The sequence below is a fragment of the Sphaerisporangium sp. NPDC051011 genome (assembly GCF_040653595.1).
Lineage (GTDB): Bacteria > Actinomycetota > Actinomycetes > Streptosporangiales > Streptosporangiaceae > Sphaerisporangium.
On the sequence record NZ_JBFAGG010000014.1, the window covers coordinates 176,489 to 199,098 of the forward strand.

General features: G+C 67.6%; 27 protein-coding genes. 15 read left to right on the forward strand and 12 right to left on the reverse strand.

Annotated elements, in window-relative coordinates; all coding sequences use genetic code 11:
• Positions 1-78: 78 nt before the first annotated feature.
• Positions 79-930: a LysR substrate-binding domain-containing protein gene (locus AB0H21_RS29615; protein WP_358522955.1), complete on the reverse strand. Its 852-nt coding sequence runs from the start codon at positions 928-930 to the stop codon at positions 79-81.
• 82 nt (positions 931-1,012) lie between these two features.
• Here AB0H21_RS29615 and AB0H21_RS29620 point away from each other — a divergent pair, with 82 nt between their 5' ends.
• The gene (locus tag AB0H21_RS29620) at positions 1,013-1,936 is read left to right on the forward strand and encodes an MBL fold metallo-hydrolase (protein ID WP_358522957.1); all 924 of its coding nucleotides are present in this window, start codon (positions 1,013-1,015) and stop codon (positions 1,934-1,936) included.
• A gap of 518 nt (positions 1,937-2,454) precedes the next feature.
• On the opposite strand, the gene AB0H21_RS29625 is transcribed toward AB0H21_RS29620, so the two are convergent.
• Together AB0H21_RS29625 and AB0H21_RS29630 are read right to left on the reverse strand one after the other, a co-directional pair.
• A complete protein-coding gene (locus tag AB0H21_RS29625; protein WP_358522960.1) occupies positions 2,455-2,754 on the reverse strand; it encodes a hypothetical protein in 300 nt (99 codons plus the stop codon).
• Positions 2,755-3,060: 306 nt separating this feature from the next.
• Complete coding sequence (locus AB0H21_RS29630) at positions 3,061-3,915, reverse strand: SDR family NAD(P)-dependent oxidoreductase (protein ID WP_358522962.1); 855 nt, start codon at positions 3,913-3,915, stop codon at positions 3,061-3,063.
• A gap of 227 nt (positions 3,916-4,142) precedes the next feature.
• Here AB0H21_RS29630 and AB0H21_RS29635 point away from each other — a divergent pair, with 227 nt between their 5' ends.
• The gene (locus AB0H21_RS29635) at positions 4,143-4,607 is read left to right on the forward strand and encodes a MarR family transcriptional regulator (RefSeq protein ID WP_358522964.1); all 465 of its coding nucleotides are present in this window, start codon (positions 4,143-4,145) and stop codon (positions 4,605-4,607) included.
• Positions 4,608-5,089: 482 nt separating this feature from the next.
• Here the strand turns inward: AB0H21_RS29635 and AB0H21_RS29640 are convergent, their stop codons facing one another.
• Together AB0H21_RS29640 and AB0H21_RS29645 are read right to left on the reverse strand one after the other, a co-directional pair.
• A complete protein-coding gene (locus AB0H21_RS29640) occupies positions 5,090-5,290 on the reverse strand; it encodes a DUF397 domain-containing protein (protein WP_358522967.1) in 201 nt (66 codons plus the stop codon).
• Positions 5,278-6,105, reverse strand: a complete 828-nt coding sequence (locus AB0H21_RS29645) for a helix-turn-helix transcriptional regulator (RefSeq protein WP_358522970.1) — start codon at positions 6,103-6,105, stop codon at positions 5,278-5,280. The genes AB0H21_RS29640 and AB0H21_RS29645 overlap by 13 nt, the downstream gene beginning before the upstream one ends.
• 638 nt (positions 6,106-6,743) lie before the next feature.
• Here AB0H21_RS29645 and AB0H21_RS29650 point away from each other — a divergent pair.
• Positions 6,744-7,085: a hypothetical protein gene (locus AB0H21_RS29650; protein WP_358522972.1), complete on the forward strand. Its 342-nt coding sequence runs from the start codon at positions 6,744-6,746 to the stop codon at positions 7,083-7,085.
• Here the strand turns inward: AB0H21_RS29650 and AB0H21_RS29655 are convergent.
• The 4 genes from AB0H21_RS29655 to AB0H21_RS29670 all read right to left on the reverse strand — a co-directional run bounded on the left by AB0H21_RS29655 (position 7,074) and on the right by AB0H21_RS29670 (position 10,633).
• Entirely contained in the window at positions 7,074-7,691 is a 618-nt protein-coding gene (locus AB0H21_RS29655) for an RloB family protein (protein ID WP_358522975.1), read from the reverse strand. The two genes, AB0H21_RS29650 and AB0H21_RS29655, sit on opposite strands and share 12 nt — an antisense overlap.
• On the reverse strand, positions 7,666-8,967 hold the full coding sequence (locus AB0H21_RS29660) for an ATP-binding protein (RefSeq protein WP_358522977.1): 1,302 nt from the start codon (positions 8,965-8,967) through the stop codon (positions 7,666-7,668). The genes AB0H21_RS29655 and AB0H21_RS29660 overlap by 26 nt, the downstream gene beginning before the upstream one ends.
• Before the next feature lie 261 nt (positions 8,968-9,228).
• On the reverse strand, positions 9,229-10,026 hold the full coding sequence (locus tag AB0H21_RS29665) for a class I SAM-dependent methyltransferase (RefSeq protein ID WP_358522980.1): 798 nt from the start codon (positions 10,024-10,026) through the stop codon (positions 9,229-9,231).
• Between the two features lie 148 nt (positions 10,027-10,174).
• A complete protein-coding gene (locus AB0H21_RS29670; protein WP_358522983.1) occupies positions 10,175-10,633 on the reverse strand; it encodes a MarR family transcriptional regulator in 459 nt (152 codons plus the stop codon).
• 62 nt (positions 10,634-10,695) lie between these two features.
• Between AB0H21_RS29670 and AB0H21_RS29675 the strand changes: the two genes are divergently transcribed.
• The 11 genes from AB0H21_RS29675 to AB0H21_RS29725 all read left to right on the forward strand — a co-directional run bounded on the left by AB0H21_RS29675 (position 10,696) and on the right by AB0H21_RS29725 (position 19,349).
• Positions 10,696-11,064 (forward strand): VOC family protein, encoded by a 369-nt coding sequence (locus AB0H21_RS29675; RefSeq protein WP_358522985.1) that lies wholly within the window; start codon positions 10,696-10,698, stop codon positions 11,062-11,064.
• Complete coding sequence (locus AB0H21_RS29680) at positions 11,051-11,914, forward strand: NAD(P)H-binding protein (protein WP_358522988.1); 864 nt, start codon at positions 11,051-11,053, stop codon at positions 11,912-11,914. The genes AB0H21_RS29675 and AB0H21_RS29680 overlap by 14 nt, the downstream gene beginning before the upstream one ends.
• Entirely contained in the window at positions 11,911-12,330 is a 420-nt protein-coding gene (locus AB0H21_RS29685; RefSeq protein ID WP_358522990.1) for a hypothetical protein, read from the forward strand. The genes AB0H21_RS29680 and AB0H21_RS29685 overlap by 4 nt, the downstream gene beginning before the upstream one ends.
• Positions 12,331-12,409: 79 nt before the next feature.
• Positions 12,410-12,616 (forward strand): EF-hand domain-containing protein, encoded by a 207-nt coding sequence (locus AB0H21_RS29690; protein WP_358522993.1) that lies wholly within the window; start codon positions 12,410-12,412, stop codon positions 12,614-12,616.
• 126 nt (positions 12,617-12,742) lie between these two features.
• The gene (locus tag AB0H21_RS29695) at positions 12,743-12,982 is read left to right on the forward strand and encodes a hypothetical protein (RefSeq protein WP_358522996.1); all 240 of its coding nucleotides are present in this window, start codon (positions 12,743-12,745) and stop codon (positions 12,980-12,982) included.
• 332 nt (positions 12,983-13,314) lie between these two features.
• On the forward strand, positions 13,315-14,844 hold the full coding sequence (locus AB0H21_RS29700; protein ID WP_358522999.1) for an ABC transporter substrate-binding protein: 1,530 nt from the start codon (positions 13,315-13,317) through the stop codon (positions 14,842-14,844).
• 18 nt (positions 14,845-14,862) lie between these two features.
• Positions 14,863-15,828: an ABC transporter permease gene (locus AB0H21_RS29705; RefSeq protein WP_358523002.1), complete on the forward strand. Its 966-nt coding sequence runs from the start codon at positions 14,863-14,865 to the stop codon at positions 15,826-15,828.
• 31 nt (positions 15,829-15,859) lie between these two features.
• A complete protein-coding gene (locus AB0H21_RS29710; RefSeq protein ID WP_358523005.1) occupies positions 15,860-16,753 on the forward strand; it encodes an ABC transporter permease in 894 nt (297 codons plus the stop codon).
• Positions 16,750-17,556 carry an ABC transporter ATP-binding protein gene (locus AB0H21_RS29715; RefSeq protein ID WP_358523006.1) on the forward strand — a complete coding sequence of 269 codons (807 nt, stop codon included), beginning with the start codon at positions 16,750-16,752 and terminating at the stop codon, positions 17,554-17,556. Before AB0H21_RS29710 ends, AB0H21_RS29715 begins: the two co-directional genes overlap by 4 nt.
• Positions 17,553-18,437, forward strand: a complete 885-nt coding sequence (locus tag AB0H21_RS29720; protein ID WP_358523009.1) for an ABC transporter ATP-binding protein — start codon at positions 17,553-17,555, stop codon at positions 18,435-18,437. Before AB0H21_RS29715 ends, AB0H21_RS29720 begins: the two co-directional genes overlap by 4 nt.
• A gap of 174 nt (positions 18,438-18,611) precedes the next feature.
• Positions 18,612-19,349: a hypothetical protein gene (locus AB0H21_RS29725; RefSeq protein ID WP_358523012.1), complete on the forward strand. Its 738-nt coding sequence runs from the start codon at positions 18,612-18,614 to the stop codon at positions 19,347-19,349.
• 126 nt (positions 19,350-19,475) lie between these two features.
• On the opposite strand, the gene AB0H21_RS29730 is transcribed toward AB0H21_RS29725, so the two are convergent.
• The gene (locus tag AB0H21_RS29730; protein ID WP_358523014.1) at positions 19,476-20,756 is read right to left on the reverse strand and encodes a hypothetical protein; all 1,281 of its coding nucleotides are present in this window, start codon (positions 20,754-20,756) and stop codon (positions 19,476-19,478) included.
• 232 nt (positions 20,757-20,988) lie between these two features.
• Between AB0H21_RS29730 and AB0H21_RS29735 the strand changes: the two genes are divergently transcribed.
• Positions 20,989-21,636: a helix-turn-helix domain-containing protein gene (locus AB0H21_RS29735; RefSeq protein ID WP_358523015.1), complete on the forward strand. Its 648-nt coding sequence runs from the start codon at positions 20,989-20,991 to the stop codon at positions 21,634-21,636.
• Between the two features lie 94 nt (positions 21,637-21,730).
• Here AB0H21_RS29735 and AB0H21_RS29740 read toward each other — a convergent pair whose 3' ends face one another.
• Positions 21,731-22,078: a hypothetical protein gene (locus AB0H21_RS29740; RefSeq protein ID WP_358523018.1), complete on the reverse strand. Its 348-nt coding sequence runs from the start codon at positions 22,076-22,078 to the stop codon at positions 21,731-21,733.
• Positions 22,075-22,476: a hypothetical protein gene (locus AB0H21_RS29745; protein ID WP_358523020.1), complete on the reverse strand. Its 402-nt coding sequence runs from the start codon at positions 22,474-22,476 to the stop codon at positions 22,075-22,077. Before AB0H21_RS29745 ends, AB0H21_RS29740 begins: the two co-directional genes overlap by 4 nt.
• Between the last annotated feature and the right edge of the window lie 134 nt (positions 22,477-22,610).

Consider the following 22,610-nt stretch of genomic DNA (forward strand, 5'->3'; position numbering starts at 1 on the left):
GTGTGACCACGCGCAATTCTCTACTGCCCGCTTCACAGCGATAATGGACGTCGCCGGCGCTCGCCGGCCGCGAGGCGGTCAGGCGCGGTAGGCGGCCGTCGCGATCTGGACGAACGATCGGATCAGCGGGTTCGCGTCGCCCTCGTTGCACGCCGCCACCACGCGGCTCGGCGCCATGTCGATCAGTGGTACCACGACCAGTTCCTCGGGTGAGTCGTGCCCGAGCGGGGACATCCCGACCGTGCCGTTCCAGAGCACGGCCTGCAGGCACTCCTGGACGGCGCGCACCACCGGACCCTCGCGCGGCTCGCCGCCGTTCCAGTACGACTGCCAGATCGGGTCGGTGCCGTCCGGGAACTGGAACCAGCGCCGGTCGGCCAGGTCGGCCAGCTTCAGGCGGTCACGGCGGGCCAGCGGATCGTCGGCGCGCAGCACCGCGCCCACCGGGTCGGCGCGCAGCTCGTGCACCATCAGGCCCGTCTCGTCGAACGGCCCGCGGGTCAGGGCGACGTCGACCAGCCCGGCGCGCAGCCCGCAGGTCGGATCGGTCAGGTCGGTCTCGCGGATGCGGACCTCGACGTCCGGGTGCCGCCGGCGGTACGCGGCGGCCAGCCGCGTCGCGCCCCGGTCGGTGCTGTCGCCCAAAATGCCCACGGTGATGGTCGCGGCGCCGGCGGCCGCGGCCACGCGCACACGTAGCCGGTCGGCCTGGTCGAGCAGGGTACGCGCCTCCTCCAGCAGCGCCGCCCCGGCCGGGGTGAGCGTGACGCCCGCGGCGGAGCGGTGCAACAGAACGGCACCGACGTCGGCCTCCAGCTGCTTGATCGCCCGGCTCAGCGGCGGCTGGCTCATATGCAGCCGGGCGGCGGCACGGCCGAAGTGGAGTTCCTCGGCGACGGCCACGAAATAGCGCAGCGTGCGTAGCTCCATGACCGGTGACGATACCCGTATGGTATCGGCGCCACCTAACAGGTTTTGGACGGCCACGGCACCCGGACGGTGGAATCGGAGCATGACCAACGAACCGATGAGCGACGTACCTGCGAGCGTGGTACCCATGGCCGACCCCGCCGTGCAGGTGGCCGGCACCCGGGAGATCGCCCCCGACCTGCTGGTGATCCCCAACCACCGGGTCGGGCTGGTACCCAACATCGGCATCATCGGCGGTACGCAGGCCGTACTCGTCGTCGAGACGGGCATCGGCACCGACAACGCCGAGCAGGTCCTCGCCTTGGCGTCCGAGGCGGCGAAGGGCCGCCGGTTGTACCTGACCACGACGCACTTCCACCCCGAGCACGCCTTCGGCGCGCAGGTGTTCGCCGGCCAGGCCACATACCTGGTCAACCGCGCCCAGGCGGACGACCTGAAGACCAAGGGGCCGGGCTACCTGGAGATGTTCCGGGGTATGGGCGGGCCGATCGCCCGCCGCCTCGACGGCGTTCGGCCGCCCACCCCTGACGTGATCTACGACGACGGGTACGACCTGGACCTCGGCGGCCGGACCGTACGGCTGCGGCCCACCGGCCGGGGCCACACCAAGGGCGACCAGGTGGTCGAGGTGCCGGACGCCGGCGTGCTGTTCACCGGCGATCTCGCCGAGACCGGGCAGTTCGCCATCTTCCCGTGGTTCCCGCCGCACGACACGGACGTCTCCGGTGTGCGCTGGCTGGCGGTGATGGAACGGCTGGCCGCCACCCGACCCCGGGTGGTGGTTCCCGGTCACGGTGACCTCGGCGGCCCGGAGGTGCTCACCGGCGTCCGCGACTACCTGCGCGAGCTGCGCGACGAGACCTGGCTGCGGCGCGACTCCGCGATGGGCGAGGCCGAGATCGTCGCCGAGGTCCGGGCGTTGCTGATCGAGCGGCATCCCGAATGGGTCGGCCAGCAGTGGATCGAGCTGGGCGTCGGCTGCCTGTGCGCCGAGCACACCACATGACCCCTCATCCCCGCCACGCCTGAACGACGGCTTGCCTAGATGTTCGGTAGTCACCGCCGCACCGGCGCGCCCTCGGCCGGGCGACGGACAGGCGTGCTCCACCGGCCTGCTTCACCCACGCGGCCCCCGAGACTTCGGTTTCGCCGTCGCGTGTTGAAGCGGGTGAGCGCACACGCCGGACGGACGTACGGCGTGTGCGGGTAGGCCCTCTAGCTTGCGCGGTGCTCCCTAGCGTCTCTGATTGGCTTAGCGATCCTGTGCGTTACACAGAATCAAGGCACAACGAGCTGCCCGGTATTCGCCAATCGTCTTCGTGCCCTGGTGCCGGCGACTGGAGCCGCCGGCCTGTTGAGCACGTCCCTCCGGACGCTGACCGGTCAGGCGTGCACAGCCTGACCGGGGAGGGTGCCCGACGTCGCCTGGGCGCCGGGCGTGCGGTAACAGTATGCCACGACATAACTACGATTCGCTAATCGAATCAGAAAGCCTGTGTGATGCTCACCCTGGTGCGGTGCTCGCTAACCTGTGTGGTGCTCTGTCGCCTCGCGGAGGCGGCGCAGGAGTGCTTCGCGGCGGGCTTCGAGTGTGGCGATGAACCCGTCCTGCTCGTCGGCCATGTTGATCAGCGCGCCGATCTCCGTCATGTCGGTGGGAGCGTCGGCGCGGTCTCCGATACGCGCGCGCAACTCCTTGGCGGTCTCGCGCAGCCGGGCCAGGTCCTCGTCCACCACGCGGAGCTCCTCCCGGATCGCGTCTGGGTCACGGAACCTGTCGTGCTGGGCGTTGTCGTCACGCGGGTTCTCGCTGTGGCCGGCCATCGGCGCTCCCTTCTCCCCTGGAGCGGCGAATCTCATTCCCCGAGTCCCTCCAGGTCCCTAGAGCAACAGCTCGAAGAGCTGCTGGACGCGCGCTCCCAGTCCCGGGTAAGCGGATTCTTCCCCTCCGGATCGATGATCTTGAAGGCGCAGCCCATCGCACGCCCCTGACGCTCTTCGCATCGTCGCCAACCCTCCGCCCGCCGCACATCCCCTGGTCAGGTAGTAAGCACACCCGTCTGAGGACCCAGACGTCGACAGGAAGCTTTCCTAACAATTCTGAAGGCACCCGGGCGGACGGAGCCGGGTTCAACCGTCGAGGAGTCGCTCGGTTTCGCGCCACAGCCGGGCCTGGAGTTCGGGGTCGTCGCCGGGTGAGGTGGGTTGGATCTGACGGGTTTTGCGGACGGTGTAGTAGCCGCCGGTGCGGCGGGTGAAGGCCGGGTCGGTGGCGAGGGTCACGATCAGGCCTGCGCCACGGGCAGGGTCGCCGATCGACAGCCGGTTGAGGATCTTCTCCAGGATGGCGGCGAAGCGCAGCTCGCGGCCCAGGCCGGTGGTGTTGAAGCCGGGGTCCAGGCAGTTGGCGGTGATCGTGGTGCCGGCCAGGCGGCGGGCGAGTTCCAGGGTGAACATGATGTCGAGCAGCTTGCTCTTGCCGTAGTGCTGCGACGACCCCCGTGCGGTGAACGGAACCGTCTCGGTCAGGTCCTGCGGGAGCCGGAGGGTGCCGTGGCGGCGGGAGGCCTGGGAGGCGACGTTGACGATCCTCGCGGCCGGGGCCCGTCGCAGGGCCGGCAGAAGTTCGCGGGTGAGGAGCCAGGGGGCGAGGTAGTTGACGGCGATCATCTCGGGGTGGCCCTCGGGCGTGGTGCGGGGTGTGAAGGCGTGGATGCCGGCGTTGTTGATGAGGACGTCCACGTGGTCGTACCGGTCGGTGATCTCACGTCCGATGCGCCGCACGTCCGCCAGGCGGGTGAAGTCGGCCAGAAACACCTCGATACGCGCGTGAGGGGCGTGGGCGCGGAGTTGCTCTCGGGTCTGCGTGGCCTTCTCTGGGTCGCGGGCGGTGATCGCGAGGTCGGCACCCCGCCGGACGAGGTCGAGGGCGGCCAGGCGGCCCAGACCGCTGGTGGCGCCGGTGATGACGATGACGGGCTTCATGACGGTCCTGTCCAAGGGCGCGGTGACGGGTTGTTCGGTGAGAGAGGCGTTCGCATGCAGTGGCGATGTCGCCGTTGACGACGGCAGCGATCGCCGACGCCCTCAGCGGGGCCGCCGACAGCGAACCCCCGCCGCCTTCGCGGGCTCGAACCCGGCTCCCGTGACCATGAGCGGCCTTCCAAAGTAGTTTGTATATGCCCATCACCGTAGCCCAGTATAGTTTGGATATGCAAACTAGTCCTGACGGCGGTGAGAGCAGTCGGCACGAGCTCGAACTCGCGCTGGGCGAGCAGATCAACGCCCTGCTGAGCGCGACCCGCGCGCTGAGCGAGCGCAGCGCCGCGCACTTCCACGCCGACCTGCAACCGGCGGCGTTCCATATCGCGCGTTGGCTGTACGCCTTCGGCCCCGCGCGGCCCAGCGCCATCGCCGAAGCCGTCGGCATGGACCGCAGCTCCACCAGCACCCTGATCGGCAAAATGCGATCACTCGGCCTGCTGGACAGCTCACCCACCCCCGAGGACCGGCGCAGTATCATCGTCGGGCTCAGCAAACAGGGCCGCCGGCAGGTCGCGGCGACTCTGGAGGAACGCGGCAAGGAGTTCTACGCCCGCACCCAGGACTGGTCCGAAGACGACCTCGCCCACCTCATCAAGTTGCTCGCACGTCTCACATCCGAGCCGTCCCCGTGACATCCGTGCCCCTGGCATGGCCGTCCACATCTCCAGCGACTGCCGCCTGGACGGGGTCCACTCCGGCATCGGGCGCGACTGCGGCGCCGGGATCAGGCCGAGGGCTGGTTCGGCAACGGACGCGACTGCGGCGCCGGGACCGGTCCGGCCGGGCGGCCCCTTGTCCCGCTAACCCGGTTTCCTCTGATACCGCGATTCGCTATGACGAGACGCGCGTCCCTGCCCCGATCACCCTGTACGGTGCGGCCAACCCGCCGACATACCACGCCCACCCCCGGCAACGCACCGTGCCTCCTCCGACGTGGCGTCGTCTTTCGGGCGCCGCGTCGGCGAGCAGGGACGACGGCGATATCGGCGCCAACATACGGCGAAGGTCCCGGCGAACGTTCTCCACCCTCGCTCTGGCCAATTCTTGCCCTGGGCACCGGCCTGCGGCGTCTCCCGCCCTTGGTTCCAGGAGACGCCGCCTTCAGCTTCTGATGTCAGGCGGTGATTTCGCCGGACTTGAGGCTGCTACGGAACGCGACCCACTCGGCGGCAGGGATGCGTAGCACCGGACCATGCGGACGCTTGCTGTCGCGGATCGCCATCCCATCGCCGTGCAGGGCCGCGATTTCCACACAGTCACCCTCGTCGCCACTATATGAGGACTTAACCCACTTCGCACCGGTCACGTCGACCATTTCTGCATCCACTCCCTGATCAGACTCTGTGACGCGTTCTGCGCAAGCGCGCTGGTTCGTACTGCTTCGTACTTTACCTGAATATGGCGTACATCCTTAGCCTGGACAATGACCTGGCCCTTGCTAGCCGTATCGAGGTAGACGATTTCGCGGCCCTCCCGTATCTGCGCGATGATGAACCCAGCCTGGAGCGCTACGGTACTGCCCGCCGCGAGCGGGACTATCTGAAGCGTGATGTGGGGGTACTCGGCGATGGCCAGGAGATGATTCAACTGCCCTTCCATGACGGCCGCCCCGCCGACCGGCCTTTGAAGGACCATCTCGTCGAGTACGGCCCAGACCATGGGCGGATGCTTGCATGTGAGAATCGCCTGCCGATCGAGACGCGCTTTCACCGCCCGCTCGACGTCCTCGGCCGACAGACCGGGCCTCCCTGCGAGCATGGCTCGCGCGTAGTCGGGCGTCTGGAGCAGACCAGGGACGAGAGTCGGTTGCCATGTCCGCAGGACTACGGCCTGCTGCTCGACTTCCAACCACGCGTAGAACCAGCGCTGGTTACCGTCCGAGCGGCACTCCTCCCAGACCTTGAGCAGGGCGCCGTTGACGCCGAGGACTTCGTCGCACTGCTCGACGAGTTCACGTTGTTGCGGTAGGCGTATCCCCCTTTCGATCGCGCCCATCGCGGCCCCCGTGTAGCCGACCTTGCGGCCTAGCTGGGACTGGCTCATGCGCACCTCCGTACGGAGTTTGCGCAGCTCGTAGCCGAAACGGGCCGCGGGCGAGGCCTCTGGGTTGGTGGTCTGCGGTCGTGACATCGGACCCTCCACGCAACTGAATACAACGGAATGCAACGGGAGACAACCGCGCCATGACAACGCGTTCCCGGTATTCGCTTACGAACAATAGAGCCGAGGAGCACTCTTGGAAGAGCGAATCAAGAACAAGCAAGGAAAAGGTGTCCCGCATGCCACAGATAATCGCAACCAAGACCGTAACGCAACCCCTGAGAATCCGGACATCCCACCGAAAGCATCGAATTCTCATTTAAAGCGCCGGAGCAGCGGAACCGTCTACCGATACCGCCTCCACCTTCATAAAGGCCGGCCACGGCATCCATCCCGTCAGCCACGTCTGGCGCCACGCTTGGAGAGCGCCCAGGTAGCAGCGCCAGAAAGGCGACCACGGAGACGGCTTGCATTGGGCGAAGCCGTCCCATGTCCCATGCCCTGCGCCGGCAAGGTTTCCGCGAGGCCGCGCCGACCCACACCGGAACAGTGTGAAGCCCGAATACTGAACGGAGGTGGAGAGCGGCAGCCTAATAGGCGCAGTCCGAGCGCAGCGAGGCCCTTTCCCGAAGCGCGCCACGACTTCTGGAGGGTGACGGCTGTCGTTTGCGTCTACGGTGCTCCGAGACGATCTCGACACTGTCGTCGATCTTCGACAGGATGTCGGGATGGCCAGCACTGTCGTCGAGATCCATGTCCCGCTGCGAGAAACGCCCGGCCTCGCCGCGACCGACTACCCGTTCCCGTGGATCGACGAGATCGAGGAGTTCCTGTACGACCTGGAACTGCAAGGCCAGATCAAGGTCTTCGACGACGGCGAGCAGGACGGCGAGGTCTACGTCTTCTTCATCGCCGGAGCGGACGAGGAAACTCTGCTGCTCGCGGCATCCCTCGCGGTGACCCGCGACCGAGTCCCCGCTGATGCCTTCGCCATGATCACCGACGATGAAGCACCAGAGTTCGGCCTCGGACACCGAATCGACCTGCCGTGGGCCTGGTCACGCGTGTGAGCCGGGGGAGATCTGACCGATGACTCGCCACATGCCACTGGACGGATTGGCGTAGGGCTTCTCCCGCGTCTCGTCGATGTCTTTTGCTCTCGCGCAGGCGATGTCGATCTTGTCTTGAAAGTTGGCGAAGTCGAGTTGCGCCTTGTCATAGTCCCGCAGATGCTTGCAAAGCAGTGCATTAGCCTGCTTGTACGAGTTCAAATGGCCACGCCGGTTGACGAAATGGAGTAATAGCCAGAACTCGAAGCAAGGGTTGGAGACGGCGACATTGACATTCGATTTAGCGGCCTCGCGTACTGCTTCGGCGATGTCGAACTCGTCAACATCGAAAACCGCCCACACCTCGTCGAAGTCATCCTTGTCCGACTTACTGAACGCGGCGGCATAACGAACGACCTCAAGAGGCGACTTGTCTCGGGTCTTGATTTTGACCGCCACGGCGGGGTTCCGATACAGCCCTTTGACGCCTTCGAGGTACTGCTTCTCCGTTTCTGCCGCTCCACAGACGATCAGAACTCTCAAAGAAAGACGTCTGGCCTGTTTGGCGATCCGGCGCCGTTCGCTGTTTTCCTTGGAAAACTTAGGCATCGTCGTCGGAGCCGTCACTCAAGGCATGTGTGAAGGCTTCTTCAGTGACGAAAGGTACGGCACCCAGCGCTCCGCCCAGGTACCTTTTCTCCCAGTTGAGTCCCTCGCGAGGCTGGAAATCGGTCAGGGGGTATATGGTGGACTCCCCTGTTTGGCTGTCCTTCTCCGCAAACCAGATCTCGTCCCTGCGGAGAGTTTCCTCACCCTGAATTCTTGACAGCAAGGACGCATCATGGGTCGTAAAGATCAACTGCGCTCCGAGCGGATTGGTGGTCCGGTCCTGAAAGAGCTTTACCAGTTGCCTGATCAGTAGAGGATGAAGGCTTGTATCGAGTTCATCGATGACGAGCACCCAACCGTTGCGCAGAGCGGCCACTGTGATTCCGACCAGGTCGAACCAGGTTTTTGTTCCTCGCGACTCATCCCTGAAGCTCAGATTCGCACCGGTCTTCCCGATATGCGTGAACTTCATTGATTGTGCGGCGACTGCAAAGAGGTTGCTCAGTACATCTACTTCCTGACCACTCTTTATTTCTAGCTCGATGGGAGGGCTGGAGCCGAGTTGGAGAGCAAAACGCGCTGCCTTGTCGGCATTCTGGGAACCTTTGACGTGTATCTGTACGTCTGTTATCCCTAGATCTGCGACACGTAGCAGCTCTATTGCCCGGCTCGTCTTCTCCGGTCCATCAAGCAGTTCTCTTGTCATCACCCTCCGGTAGTCAGAGTTGTCGTCGTCCGCGAACCACAGCTTCTCCCGGAACCAACCGGCCACCTTGGACAGTTCGGTGGAGCCGATTCGCTGCACAGATGAAAGAAGCAACATGTTTTCAGGTGTGATGTCGCGGAGCAACGGCACTCTCGTCCCCCGCAGCGAATTCCCAAATCGGTAGTCGGTTCCATGGCGCTCGAACAGGGTCCTACGCTTCTTGTGCGGGTACGAAAAGAGCCATTCTTCAAGCACGGCGTGATCATCGACAGAGAAGCCGTATGTGTAACGAACATCGTCGATGAGCAAGTCCACGGCAAAGCTCGACGGCTCGTTTGTTGCTTCCGAGTCGAGCAGGAAGGGGCGGCGTGGAACCCCTTCGTCGGGCCGCCAGTCGCGAGTCTGGCTTGTCACCGCGTCAAGCATGAAACGCAAGGCGTCCAGGACGTTCGACTTGCCTGATGCGTTCGCACCGTACAACGCCACGATGTTCACGCACTGCCGATCGCGTTGGTATACGGATCTCAGGTCCAGCGTCTGGGGCTCACGGAGTGATCGATGGTTTGCCGTTCGGAATGCCAGCAACATCTAGATCTCCTCGCTGACGACCAACAGGCGGCCTTGTGAACAAGTGAAGTGCGGATGAGTCCTTCTGACTGCAGCGTATGGCCTGCTGATCGGCCTTGCCACCTGACGCTTGGAGATCATTTCGGGTGTATGGGAGAAAGAGGGGGCATGTCGCCCTGCCTCTCCATGTGTTGGAAGCGATCTCTGGCGGCCGGGACCCCTTGTCGGGCGTTTGGGCAGCCCGAGCGGAGCGAGGCCCTTTTCTGGGGCGTGGCCGCGGGGTCACTTCACTCGGTGGGCGACTCTTAGTTCGGTCAGGTAGCGCTTGGTGATCTTGCCGCCGTGGCGGGTGTCGATCAGGGTGCCGATGCAGTCGAGCAGGCCGGCGAGGGCGTCGGAGGGCAGGTCGCGGTGGCCGGAATAGGTGCGCAGGACGTCGAGGTACTGCGTGGTCGTGTACTCGATGTCCCGCTCGTAGCGGAAGAAGCGCACCGGGCCGAACCGGCCGGAGTCATCTAGATCAGCGCTTTCGCGCAGGATGTAGGACGAGTCCTGCAGCGTGATGCCCTTCGGTGTCTTCGGGTCGAAGCGCTCGTAACACTCCTGAGCCTGGCGGAAGAACTCGATGCTGCCGCCCGCGATGTGGTGAGTGGCGATCGTGGCCAGCGTGCCGCCGACGCGCATGGCGTTGGCCGACTTGTCCACGCGCACGTTCGGGTCGAGCCAGTGGAACGCCGTCGCCGACAGCACGACGTCGAACGGGCGCTCCGGCAGCGGCCAGTCCTCGAACGCGGAGACGACGACCTCGGCCTGGTGGAAGCGGCTCAGCTTGCGGCGGGCGACCTCGGCCATGGCCGCCCCGAGCTCCACAGCGACGACACGGCACCCCCACTCGGCCAGCGGCACCGTCGCCTGCCCCGTGCCGCACCCGATCTCCAGCACCGAGCACCCCGGCCCGATGCAGGCGACCTCGGCGAGATCGTCGAACATCGCCACCGGATACCCCGGCCGCGCCCGGTCGTACAACTCGGCGTCCTCCATGAAGGTCGCCCGCAACCGCTCCCGATCGTTGGTCTCCACGCCCGCAGATTACCCATCGGGACCGACAACTGGCTCTTCGCAGATGAGGGTGTAGTCGAGGTCTGTCGGTTTCCGAGGTCCGTCCGCGCGGTTTTTCACGCTCGGGCGCGCTCCTATGCGCGCGACGAGACGTGTGCCGGGGAAGGAGCTATGAACCGTCGTTGCCATCGCGCAGGGAATGGATCATCCTCTGCAGGATCCGGAACGCGTCTGACTGCTCGGTCTCGGTCATGCCGGCCAGCATTCTGACCTCGACGGACCGGACCGCTACGGTCGCCTTCTCGAGGCTTCGTCGGCCGTGAGACGTGAGCCGCGTGGGAAGAATCCTCCCGACGGGTGCCTCCGCTGGCCTGGTCACGTAGCCCTCTCGTTCCAGGGCTTGGAGCAGCACGTTCATCGACTGCCGTGTCACGAACGCGCCCCGCGCGAGCTCGGAGTTCGACAAGCCCGGCCGTTGAGCCAGTAGCTCGAGGCAGGCGTAGCGCGTCACGCTCATCCCGAGCGGCCGCAGCACCTCCTCCATGGCTGATCGCAGGGCACTCGAAGCCTCTTTCAGCAGGTAGCCCAGTGATTTGTCCAGGTCGACGCCGACACCGTTTTGACTCATGTCAGTAGTCTGACATACATTGCCCTGTGTCAGGCATCTGACACGAAAGAAGGAGCATCATCATGCCCGCCACCGGCCCCGACTTCATCTCGCTGCAAGCGCGTGACCTCGACGCTTCGCAGGCGTTCTACGAGCAGTACCTCGGCCTCGTCCGCTCGCAGGCCGGACCTCCGCACGCCGTCGTCTTCGAGACGAAGCCGATCGCCTTCGCCCTCCGCGACGTCGTTTCCGGCACCGACCTCGCATCCGTTGCTCAGCCCGGCATCGGTGCCGCGATCTGGCTCCACGCCACAGACGTCCAGGCCATCCACGATGCTCTCGTCGCCGACGGTCACACCATCGTCTCCGCACCGATCGACGGCCCCTTCGGTCGGACATTCACCTTCGCCGACCCCGACGGCTACCAGATCACTCTCCATGACCGCGCCTGAGGCGAGCACCCTGGTTTTTGGGGCTACCGGGGCACTCGGTCGCCACGTCCTGGACGCGCTAGTCGCTCGGGGAATCAGTCCCGAAACGATCACCGCGGTCGGTCGGAATCAATTGCGCCTCGGGGAACTTGCTTCCGCCGGGTTCAGCACTGCTGCCGTCGACCTGTCGGATTCGGTCGGCGTCGCAGAACTGGTTGCCAGGCACTCTGACATTGTGTTGATCTCGGGCAGCGACCCGAATCGCCTTGCTCAGCACGAGTCGGTCATCGAGGCTGCGAAGAACGCGAATGTCCGACACGTCTACTACACCAGCGGAGTTCGAGCCGACGATGACCGGTTCGAGATCAATGCGGACCACAGGGCGACAGAGGAAGCTCTTACCGCTTCCGGTGTGACGTACACGATCCTGCGGAACACCTGGTACATCGAGAACTACATTCAGGCGCTGGCAGGCCCCCGCTTCACCGGCGTTCTCGCCGCGGCGACGGGTGACGCCGTCGTTGCAGCAGCCAGCCGGAAGGACCTGGCTGAGGCATTGGCCATCGTTGTCACCACAGATGGGCACGGCAATGTCACTTACAGCCTCTCAGGCGACACGAACTTCACCTACGCCGACATTGCCGAAGCGATGTCGGTCGTGCTGGAGCGAGAGGTCACCTACCAGCCCGTCACTCCCGAAGAGTTGCAGGTAGCGCTCATCAATTCGGGGATGGACGGCGAGCTGGCCAGCTTCTTGGTAAGTCTCGATGAAACCATCGCTGCCGGGGTTTTTGCTCGGGTCGGTGACGATCTTTCTCGACTCCTCGGCAGGCCAACGACCGGCCTTGTTGAGGGACTGACGGCAGAGTGAACAGTGGGGCCGGCGCGGGCGATTCGGCAACCTCGGCTCGCGCCGTCCCTTCTCCCGATCGGCGGCGATACCTGATTCTGCCCGTCACGACCGTCATCGAGACGGGGAACCATATCGCTCAGCTCAACAACGGTCACGAGCGCCGCGACCGCGCCACCCAGTTGCACAAGCTTCTCGAGCTGGTCATCGAGGGCAAGGCACCGTGGGTCCTGCACACGGTCGAGTGGGGCGAGTGCTTTCTGCGAAGCCTCCTGGCCGGTGCCGGCACGGGCGTGCAACTCACGGATCATGCCATGTCAGGTCTCGGCCTCGGTGACCTCTGCATTCTGGCCGAGCGTGATTTGTACCGGCAGCGGGTCACCGGCGTCGACGTGCTGATCTGGACTCTGGACAACCAGCTCGGCGCCTACTCCTGAAGTAACCATGTCAAACACCCTGAATAGGCACATGGAGAGGGCTAGGGTTCTCGCGGACGATCGAACTAGGAGTGGCTCTATGAGCGAGTACGCGGTGACCTTTGATCTGGTCGATGGCGACAATGACGGGCTGATCTCGGCCGGGGAGTTTTTGCGGCTCATGGAGGTGCTGGGGCAGCCGGTGTCGCAGGAGGCGGCGGACGCGGCGGTGGCGCGGCTTGACACCGACGGGGATGGGCTCATCTCGCTGGACGAGTTCTCCGCCTACCTCTCCTCCACGCGCTAGGCAACGCGCGAAACATCTCCCGATGACGCCACGGCGGGCTGCACGCCGTGGCCTTCGGCATGCCTGGATACCGGCGCCGCGGGGGTCAAGGACTCGGCGGAGCGCGAGGGGGTCGCGCTCGGGCGGGTGAGCCGCGGCATCCTGGAGCAGCACATCTTCGACCCCGAGACGTTCACGTACCCGGGCGAGCGGGGCACGGTGGCGGACGCGAAGGTCGCGGGAGCCCCCGCCGGCAGCGTCCTGGCCCTGACCGCGCAGCTCAAGGTGTCGGTCGTGGACGCGCTGCCCGAGGCGCACGACGCGTCCAAGGACGGCAGCTGTGAGATGACCACCGAGACGGCCGAGCCTTCCCCGTCCGCCTCCTGACCGGCCCCGACGTCTCCTCCGTACGCCGTAGCGGGTTGCCGGCCGCCCTCATCGATGTCGTTCGTTCGCCGGTGCGCGGAGGGGCGCGCATGCCTGCAACCCGACGGCCCGCAGGCCTCCGTACGCCGTAACGGGTTGCTGGCGCCCTCATTGTTCGCCCATGCGCGGAGGGGCGTGAATGCCCGTAACCCCGACGGCCCGCGCCGCTCCGCGGGCCGTCGCGCTATACCCCGGAAGGCAGTCCCCCACCCCCGGAAACGGTCAAATCCTACTAATAATGTAGGATTCGACGCGGTTGCCGGGGATCACACGGCTGTCTACCAGGAGAAACAGTGAACAGGAAGACGACGTCGCTTCTCGGCGCCGCCATAGCGCTCGGGCTGACCCTCACCGCGTGCGGCGGGGGCGGCGGCGGTCAGACGGGGACGAAGGACAGCGCCGCGCCGGCGGGCTCGTCCAGCACGGACGCGACCATCGGGGTCGGGTCGCTGTACGAGCCGCAGAACCTCGACAACACCGCGGGCGGCGGGCAGGGTGTCACCGAGGCCTTCAACGGCAACGTGTACGAGGGCCTGTTCCGGCTGACCGACGACGGCAAGGCGGAGAACCTCCTGGCCAAGGACTACACGGTGTCCGGCGACGGCCTGACGTACACGTTCACGCTGCGCGACGGGGTGAAGTTCCACTCCGGCGACCCGCTGACCTCCGCGGACGTGAAGTACAGCATCGAGAAGGTGACTGCGAAGGACTCGCAGTCGGCGCGCAAGAGCAGCTTCGGGGCCATCAAGAAGATCGACACACCGGATGACCACACCGTCGCCGTCACCCTGGCCGACAAGTCGATCTCGTTCGTGTACAACCTCAGCTACGTCTGGATCGTCAACGACGCGGCCAAGGACCTCGCCACCAGCGAGGACGGCACCGGCCCGTACAAGCTCGGCGCGTGGAAGCGCGGCAGCACGCTCAGCCTGGACCGGTTCCCCGGCTACTGGGGGACGGCGGCGTCCAACAAGCAGGTCGTCTTCCACTACTTCACGGACGCGGCGGCGCTGAACAACGCGCTGCTGACGAACGCGGTCGACGTCGTGACCAGCGAGCAGAGCCCGGACGCGCTCGCGCAGTTCAGCGGCAACCCTGACTACAAGGTGAACAACGGCAAGTCCACGACCAAGCTGCTGCTGGCCTTCAACGACCGCAAGGCGCCGTTCGACAAGCCGCTGGTCCGCAAGGCCGTCAGCTCGGCGATCGACGACAAGAAGCTGCTCGGCTCGATCTGGGGCGAGTACGGCACGCTGATCGGCTCGATGGTCCCGCCGACCGACCCGTGGTACGAGGACCTGACCGGCGTGAACCCGTACGACGTGAACCTGGCGAAAAAGGAGCTTTCCGACGCCGGGTACCCGAACGGGTTCAGCTTCACGCTGGACACCCCGAACTACGACCCGCACCCGACGGCGGCGACGTTCATCAAGTCCGAGCTGGCCAAGGTGGGCATCACGGTCACGATCAACGTGATCACGGCCGAGGAGTGGTACACCAAGGTCTACAAGAACCGCGACTTCGCCGCCACGCTGCAGGAGCACGTCAACGACCGCGACGTCGTCTGGTACGGCGACCCGGACTTCTACTGGGGCTACGACAACCCGCAGGTCGCGGCCTGGGTCAAGGAGGCCGAGCGGTCGGACACCACCGAGGCGCAGACCGAGCTGCTGAAGAAGGCCAACCGGCAGATCGCCGAGGACGCCGCGAGCGACTGGCTGTACCTTTACCCCCAGATCGTGGTGGCGTCGTCCAAGCTGTCGGGGTACCCGGTCAACGGGCTGAACTCCCAGTTCTACGCGTACGGGATCAAGAAAGGCTGACGCCGCCCCCGGCTAGCCATGACTACATACCTCCTCCGGCGCATGGCCTTCCTGGTCGTGTCGCTGCTCCTGGCCGGCGCGGTGCTGTTCCTGCTGCTGCGCCTGCTCCCGGGTGACCCGGCCAACTCCTTGCTGTCGGTCGGGGCCACCCCGGAGCAGATCGCGGCCGCGCGCCACCAGATCGGGTCGGACCGCCCGCTGCCTGAGCAGTTCGTCACCTGGCTCGGGCAGATGGGGCGGCTCGACCTCGGGACGTCCTTCGTCAGCACCCTCCCGGTGGGCCCGGAGATCGCGGCCCGCCTGGTGGTCACGGTGCCGCTGACGCTGCTGTCGTTCCTGCTGGCGGTGGTCGTGGCGGTGCCGGTCGGCTTCGTCACGGCCCGCCGCTCGGACCGCTGGTACGGGCTGCTGCTCAACGGCGTGTCGCAGCTCGGCATCGCCGTGCCGGTCTTCTGGGTGGGGATGCTGCTGATCTGGGCCTTCGCCCTGTACCTCCGCATTCTGCCCGCCGGGGGCTTCCCGCAGGACGACTGGGCGGACCCGGCGGACGCGCTCACCTCGCTCGCGTTGCCCGTCGTCACCGTGGCCCTCGTCATGTCGGCCTCGCTGATCCGTTACGTCCGCTCGGCCACCGTGGATGTGCTCGACAGCGACTACCTGCGGACGTTCCGGGCGCTCGGCTCGTCCTTCTCCGGCGCGATGTGGCGGCACGGGCTGCGCAACGCGGCCGTCCCGGTCATATCGGTGCTGGGGATCGAGTTGGCGACGACCTTCCTCGGGGCCGTGGTCGTGGAGAGCGTGTTCGCGCTGCCCGGGCTCGGCAGCATGCTCGCCAAGGCGATCGCCCAGCACGACTACCCCGTCGTGCAGGGGGTGCTGTTCGTGAGCACGTTCGGCGTGCTGGTCATCGGGTTCGCCGCCGACCTCGTCCAGCGGGCCATCGACCCGCGCCTGCGCGGCACCCTCTCCCGGAGCCCGCGATGAGCCACCACCGGCCCGGTTCTGGGAGCCCGCGATGAGCCGCCGCCGGTCCGCCACCCTGGCCGTCGGCTGCGTGCTCGCCGGGGTGATCGTCGCCGTGGCCGTCGTGTCGCTGTTCTGGACGCCGTTCGCGCCGGACGACACCTCGGGCGGACGCCTGGCGCCGCCCTGGCCGCCACACCTGCTCGGCACCGACAAGCTGGGCCGCGACCTGCTCACCCAGCTCATGATCGGCGCCCGCGTCGCGCTGACCGCCGGGCTCGGCTCGGTGGCGCTCGGCGGGGTGATCGGCGTCGCGGCCGGCCTGCTCGCCGGGTTCGCCGTCCGGTGGCTGGACGACACGGTCTCGGCGCTGCTGGACATCCTGATCGCGTTCCCGACGCTGCTGCTGGCCATGCTGGTGGTCGCCGCGCGGGAGGCGTCGCTCGGCTCCGCGATCCTCGCGATCGGCCTCGCGATGTCGTCGATCGTGGCCCGCCTCACCCGCGTGCTGGTCAAACGCGTGCTCGCCCAGGACTACATCACCGCCTCGCGCACGTCGGGCACGTCCTGGCCACGGGTGGTGGCCGAGCACGTGCTGCCCAACATCTGGCCGACCCTGCTCGTCAACCTGGCGCTCCAGCTCGGCCTCGCGGTGCTGGCCGAGGCGAGCCTCTCCTACCTCGGGCTCGGGACGCCGCCGCCCAACGCCTCGTGGGGACGGATGCTCCAGGAGGCCCAGGCGACCGTCCTCACCGCGCCCGCCGGCGCGATCGCCCCGGGCGTGCTGCTGGTCGTGCTGGTCGTCGGGGTGAACCTGATCGCCGACGGCCTCAGGGACGTCGCGGACCCGACCCGGCGCGCTCGCGGGTCCCGGCCCGCGCCGAACGTGGAGAGCTCAGCGGCGGACGCGGAGAACTCGGCGGCGGACCTGGGGAGGATGCCATGAGCCTGCTGGAGGTGTCCGCGCTCACCGTGAAGGCCCCGGACGGCCGGGCACTGCTGTCGGAGGTGTCATTCGAGGTCGAGCCCGGGGCGCGGCTCGGCCTGATCGGCGAGTCGGGCTCGGGCAAGTCGCTCACGGCCCTCGCGATCATGGGACTGCTGCCCGCCGGGATGACCGCGTCGGGGAGCATCGTCCTGGACGCGCCCGGCCTGCCCCGCACGCAGGTCGTGGGCGCGCCGGAGCGGACGCTGAACGGCCTGCGCGGGCGCGCGGCCACCGTGGTCTTCCAGGAGCCGCTGACCGCGCTCGACCCGCTCGCGAAGGTCGGCCGCCAGCTCGCCGAACCGCTGCGCCGGACGCGCGGGCTGCGCGGCTCCGCCCTGCGCGCGGCCGTCCTCGCGGCGCTCACGGAGGTACGGCTGCCGGAGCGCGTCGCCGGGGCGTACCCGCATGAGATCTCCGGTGGGCAGCGGCAGCGGGCCGCCATCGCCATGGCCCTCGCCTGCGAGCCCGCCCTGCTGATCGCCGACGAGCCCACCACCGCGCTCGACGTGACCGTCCAGGCCGAGGTGCTCGCCCTGCTGGACGGGCTGGTGTCCGCGCGTGGGATGGCCCTGCTGTTCATCAGCCACGATCTGGCGGTCGTGGCGCGCGTCACCGACCGCGTCGTCGTCCTGAAGGAGGGACTGGCCGTGGAGTCGGGGAACCTGCTCGACATCGTCGCCGAACCTCGCCACCCGTACACGCGTGACCTGGTGAGCAGTGCGCGGCGGCTCGACTCGGCACTCGACCTGGGGGCCCGATGACCGCGCCCGAACCCCCCTCCGCGCCCGAACCCGCCTCCGAAACCGGGGCCGCGTCCGAGACCGAACCCGCCTCCGAGACCGGGGCCGCGTCCGGCTCGGGCCGCGCGCCCGTCCTCGCCGCCGATCGGGTCGGGTTCGCGTACCGGCGGTCGGCCCCTGTACTCAGCGAGGTGGACGTCGAGGTCGTGCCCGGGCGCGGCGTGGCGCTGGTCGGGGAGTCAGGCGCGGGCAAGACCACCCTGCTCCGGCTCCTGCTCGGACTCGCGCGCCCCACCGAGGGGCGGATCCTCTTCGACGGCTCCGAGCTGGACCTCGGCGACCGTACCCGGATGCGCGCGTTCCGGCGCGGCGTCCAGACGGTCTTCCAGGACCCGTACTCCTCACTCGACCCCCGGCAGCGGGTGGGCAGGATCGTCGCCGAACCGCTGCGCTCGCTCGGCCTGCTCTCGGGCGGCGGCGCGGCGCGCCGTACGGAGGCGGCGACGCGCGTGGCCGAGGCGCTGGACGCCGTCGGGCTCCCGGCGGACGCGGCCCGCCGGTACCCGCACGAGTTCTCCGGCGGCCAGCGCCAGCGGGTCGCCATCGCCCGCGCGATCGTCGGCCACCCGCGCGTGCTGCTCGCCGACGAGCCGGTGAGCGCCCTGGACGTCTCGACGCGCGTGCGCATCGTGGACCTGCTGGCCGAGCTGCGCGAGACGCGCGGGCTGACGGTCGTCATGGTGTCGCACGACCTGGCCGTGGTGGCGACGCTGTGCGCGCACACGGCCGTGCTGGAGAAGGGCCGCGTCGTCGAACAGGGGGACACGGGGGCCGTGCTGGGGTCGCCCCGGCATCCGTACACGCGCCGCCTGGTCGACAGCGTGCCACGTCTTCCCCGCTAGGGCGGCCGGACAGACGAGCCGGACAGACATGGCCGGAACTCCCTGGCAGACCGGCCGGAGATCTCTGGTGGACGGGACCGGCGGTACGAAATGTCCGGAGACGGACAATTGCTTGCTCGCGGTGACTTGCCGTGGAAGGGTCAGGTCCGCCGGATCCGTGACCAGGAGTTAACCATGAGTGAGAACACCCATATCGTCGTCAGGTCCAAGAACGACCAGATGTCCGCCGTCCATATCGCGATCAACAAGACGAAGATGGCCACGGCGAAGGTGTGGAACCCGTGGACGTCCGTGTGCGAGTCCGGCGTCAACATCGACTCGATCAAGACCGCGGCCGGCGGCGGGCAGGTTCCCGAGATCATCCGCGACGAACAGACCATCTCCGACATCAAGCCGGTGGTCCTGAGGTCCCTCGGCTCCGACCTCGGCTTCAACGAGCCGGTGAACCAGTCCACGTTCGAGGAGGCGCGGAAGCGGGCCCGGAACAAGTACGTCTCGGTGGGCCGCGCCAACTACCGGAGCCTCGCCAGCGGCAACTGCACGCTGTTCGCCTGCTGCGTCATCGGAATGCTGGCCGCCCAGCCCGCGCTGCTCGGGCCCGGCGTCAAGGTCGAACTGCTCAACCTCGTGGACACCGAGGGCGGCAGCGGGCACGCCTACGTCGTGGTGGGCCGCGCCGAGGGCGACGTGAAGGACATCGGCGGCTACGGCCCCGACTGCTTCTTCATCGACCAGTGGTACGCCCGCCAGCGGAGAACCGACCCCGGCATCCGAGGGGTGAAGGACGCCACTCAGGGCGTCGAGGGCAACCCGTTCTGGGACCCTGCCTTCGTCCCCTTCATCAGTCACAACACCACGCCCAGGTTGATGCTGACCTTCACCAGCGACGAGCTGTCCAAGCTCGGCCTCTGAGCGCCGGCTCCGCCCTTCCGCGCGCACGATGCCCCGGAACGGCCCGTGAAAGCAAAAGGCCGTGACGCGCCCTGTGGATGCGTCACGGCCCCGTTGTTCTCGGCCGGAATCTTCCGGCGCCGAGCGTCAGTCGGTCACGTAGACCTGGCTGAACACCTCGGACAGCTTCTTCACGTCCTGGGTGATGCCCACCTCCGGCGACGCCGGGTTGTACATCGTGGTCAGGCGGCGCTGCAGCGGCCGCAGCTTGTCGAGCTGCTCCCAGGCGGGGGTGTTCGCGAGGCCCGCGCCCATCACGCGGTAGGTCGCGCCCGTGGCGTCCTGCCAGCGGGTCCACAGGTTGACCGTCGCGGCGCCGTCCTTCAGCGGGGCGGCGATCCGCTCCTGGGCCAGCGAGGCGGCCTGGTCGGCGGTCAGCGGGGAGGCGTTCTTCCCGGCCAGGCCGGCGTCCTCGGCCGAGATCTGGACGAGCGTGTCCCAGGCCAGGGCCTTGACCTTGCCCCACTGGTTGGCCTGCGCCTGCTGCGGCGTGATCTTCCAGGTGGCGTACGAGGTCTGCAGCAGGCCGGAGTCGAGGGCGAGCTGGTCGACCGAGCCCGAGGTGAGCAGCGGCTCGATGGCCTGCGGCGTGAGCAGCGGGTACTTCTTGGTCATCTCGGTCGCGCAGGGCTCGCTGGCGCCACAGCCGAACGACGGCACCACGGTGTGGATGCCGAGCTTCTTGCCCGGGGCGACCTGGTGCAGGGCGGCGGCGGCCGCGTTGACGAACGCCTTCATCTCGTCCGGCGTCTTGACGGCGCCGTTGTAGCCGAGCTGGGAGGTGTACCGGATGCCGACGACGCCCGGCTGCGCGGCGAGCGCGCCGACCTTCTTGACGGCCGCGGCGAACGCGGCGGTGCCGGCCTTGTAGTCGTCCAGCAGTTCGCTGTCGATCCACACCCGCATGCCGTTCGCGGCGGCGGCGGCGATGGCCTGGCCGGCGGCGGTGCGCGCGGCTGCGGCGATCTCCTCAGGGCTCACCGAACAGGGCTGCCCGGCGATCTGGCAGGTGGGCGGCGTGTTGTCCTCGACGTAGCCCTCGGGCGCGGGGTCACCGTCGCCGTGGGCCTGGCCGTCGCCCTCGCCGTCGGCGCTGCACTGCTCGACCTTGCAGTCGATCCAGCCGACGGGGTACTCGGTGGCCTGCTTCAGCTTCTCGTTGTCGTTCTGGGTCCAGAAGTCCAGGACCTTGAGGGCATCCTGGGGCGTCGGGGCCATCCAGAAGCACTGGGGGTCGGACTGCGAGGCACCGTTGGTGTAGTTCTTGCAGTCACCCTCGCCGTCCTCGGAGAACGCCGTGGCGGCCGGGATCCCCACCGCGAGAACGGTGAGTGCGGCGCTGAGGGCTAGGGCTCTCCTGATTCGCATCAAGCGTCTCCTTGGGCGGTGCGAAATCACTAGCGATCGTCCTTAAACGATCGAAAAGACTGTATCGGGGACATCTCCACTCGACCAGTGCAACACCCGGATTCGTCGCGCGGAGCGGCCGGTTCGCCCAACAGTTCACCTGCCCCTCACCTGCACGATCTTCCCGGTCACTGAGGAGTAAACATGCCGCCTCCTTCCGTACCGACATGGCGGCACCTCGCATAATCGGGAGATGCGCGATCACAAGGGCAATCCGGAATCGGCGCAGACCCTGGAGCGGGGACTGCGCCTGCTGCGCCTGCTCGCCGACGGGCACCGCGGGCGCACGCCCACGGAACTGGCCCAGGAACTGGGGCTGAGCCGGCCGATCGTCTACCGGCTGCTCACCACACTGCAGAACGAGGGGTTCGCCCGGCGCGACGCCGAGGGCCGCGTCCACCTCGGGTTCGGCGTCCTCGCGCTGGCCCGCGCGGTGCAACCCCTGCTACGGGCGGCCGCCCTGCCCGCGCTGCGGCGCCTGGCCGAGGAGACCGGGGCCACCGCCCACCTGACCGCCGCCGAGGGCGACGAGGGCCTGGCCATCGCCGTGGTCGAACCGACCTGGACGGACATGCACGTCGCCTACCGCGAGGGCTCCCGTCACCCGCTCTCGCGCGGGGCGGCCGGGCTCGCGATCTTGGCGCTGCGCGAGGGCCGCACCGACTACACCGTCACCGAAGGCCAACTCCAGGAAGGCGCCCGCGGCATCGCGGCCCCCCTACCCGCTCTGCCATGGCTGGAGGCCTCCGTCGGCATCGTCACCTTCGGCGCCATCGACACCACCACCCTAGGCCCCCGCGTCGTCCACGCCGCCGTCGAACTGAGCGAGGCCCTGGCATGAGCCCACTCCCAGGCCGGGTTCCCAGGCCGGGCTTCCGGGCCGGCAGACGCGTGGCCGGGTGGCGGCCCTGGCCGAGCGCGTCCGTGGTGCCGGTTCACGGCGGTGAGGTCTGCGCGGCGATGGCGATAGCGGCCGAGGCCGGGTCGGCGACGCTGTGGGCCTCTACGGGCAGGCCGTCGGGCCGCTTGACGAGGTACCAGGCCCCACCCTTCGGTACGTCGACCACGGTGACCGTGACGATCAGCCGGCCACCGCCGTACACGTCCATCTCCGGTGGCCGTAGGACGGGGGTGTAGAAGCCACTCCGCATGGGGAGATGAAGCCGCTCGACGAGACGACCGCGCAGGCCGTGTGACTCCACCTGCTTGCGGAGATCGCCGAGCGCCCGCCGGTGCTCCTCGGCTTGCTCCTCCGGCATCCCGTACATCAACAGATCTCTCACGACCGCCCTCCCGGGAGGGTGACGCCGCTTCCCGCCCGGCGCATGCGTCCCCTCTCCGGCGGGCGAGCAGACGGGACGCGGCCGGGGAGCTCGGATCGGCGCATGAGAGAGCGGAGTTCATCAGAGGTGGCCGCGTCGAGGAGCGGCTCGGAGACCTCGGCGATGCGGGCGATGGCGTAAAAGCGACGGGAGTACGGCCCGTAGATCACCAGCCAGCCGGGCTCCAGAAGGCCGAGCTGCTCGGCCCTGGCCTTCTGCTTCCCGTCCCAGATCTTCCGCCGACCGTCCGGTTCCCGGCGCTCGGGTTCGGTGGCTCGTCCTCGGCGGTGTCTCCCGGCAGTCAGGCGACGGGTGAACGGGAGACGGCCGGGGCGGCGGCGCACATCCAGAAGGGCCATCACCGGCACCTCCCTTCCCGTTGCGGGAAGCAGGGGCGGGGGGACGGCCCGTGGCGTGTCGTGCCGTCCGTCCAGGGGGATCCACGGTCGAACATCTGTCGTACTCCTGATCGACTTCGGGCCGACTTGGGGAA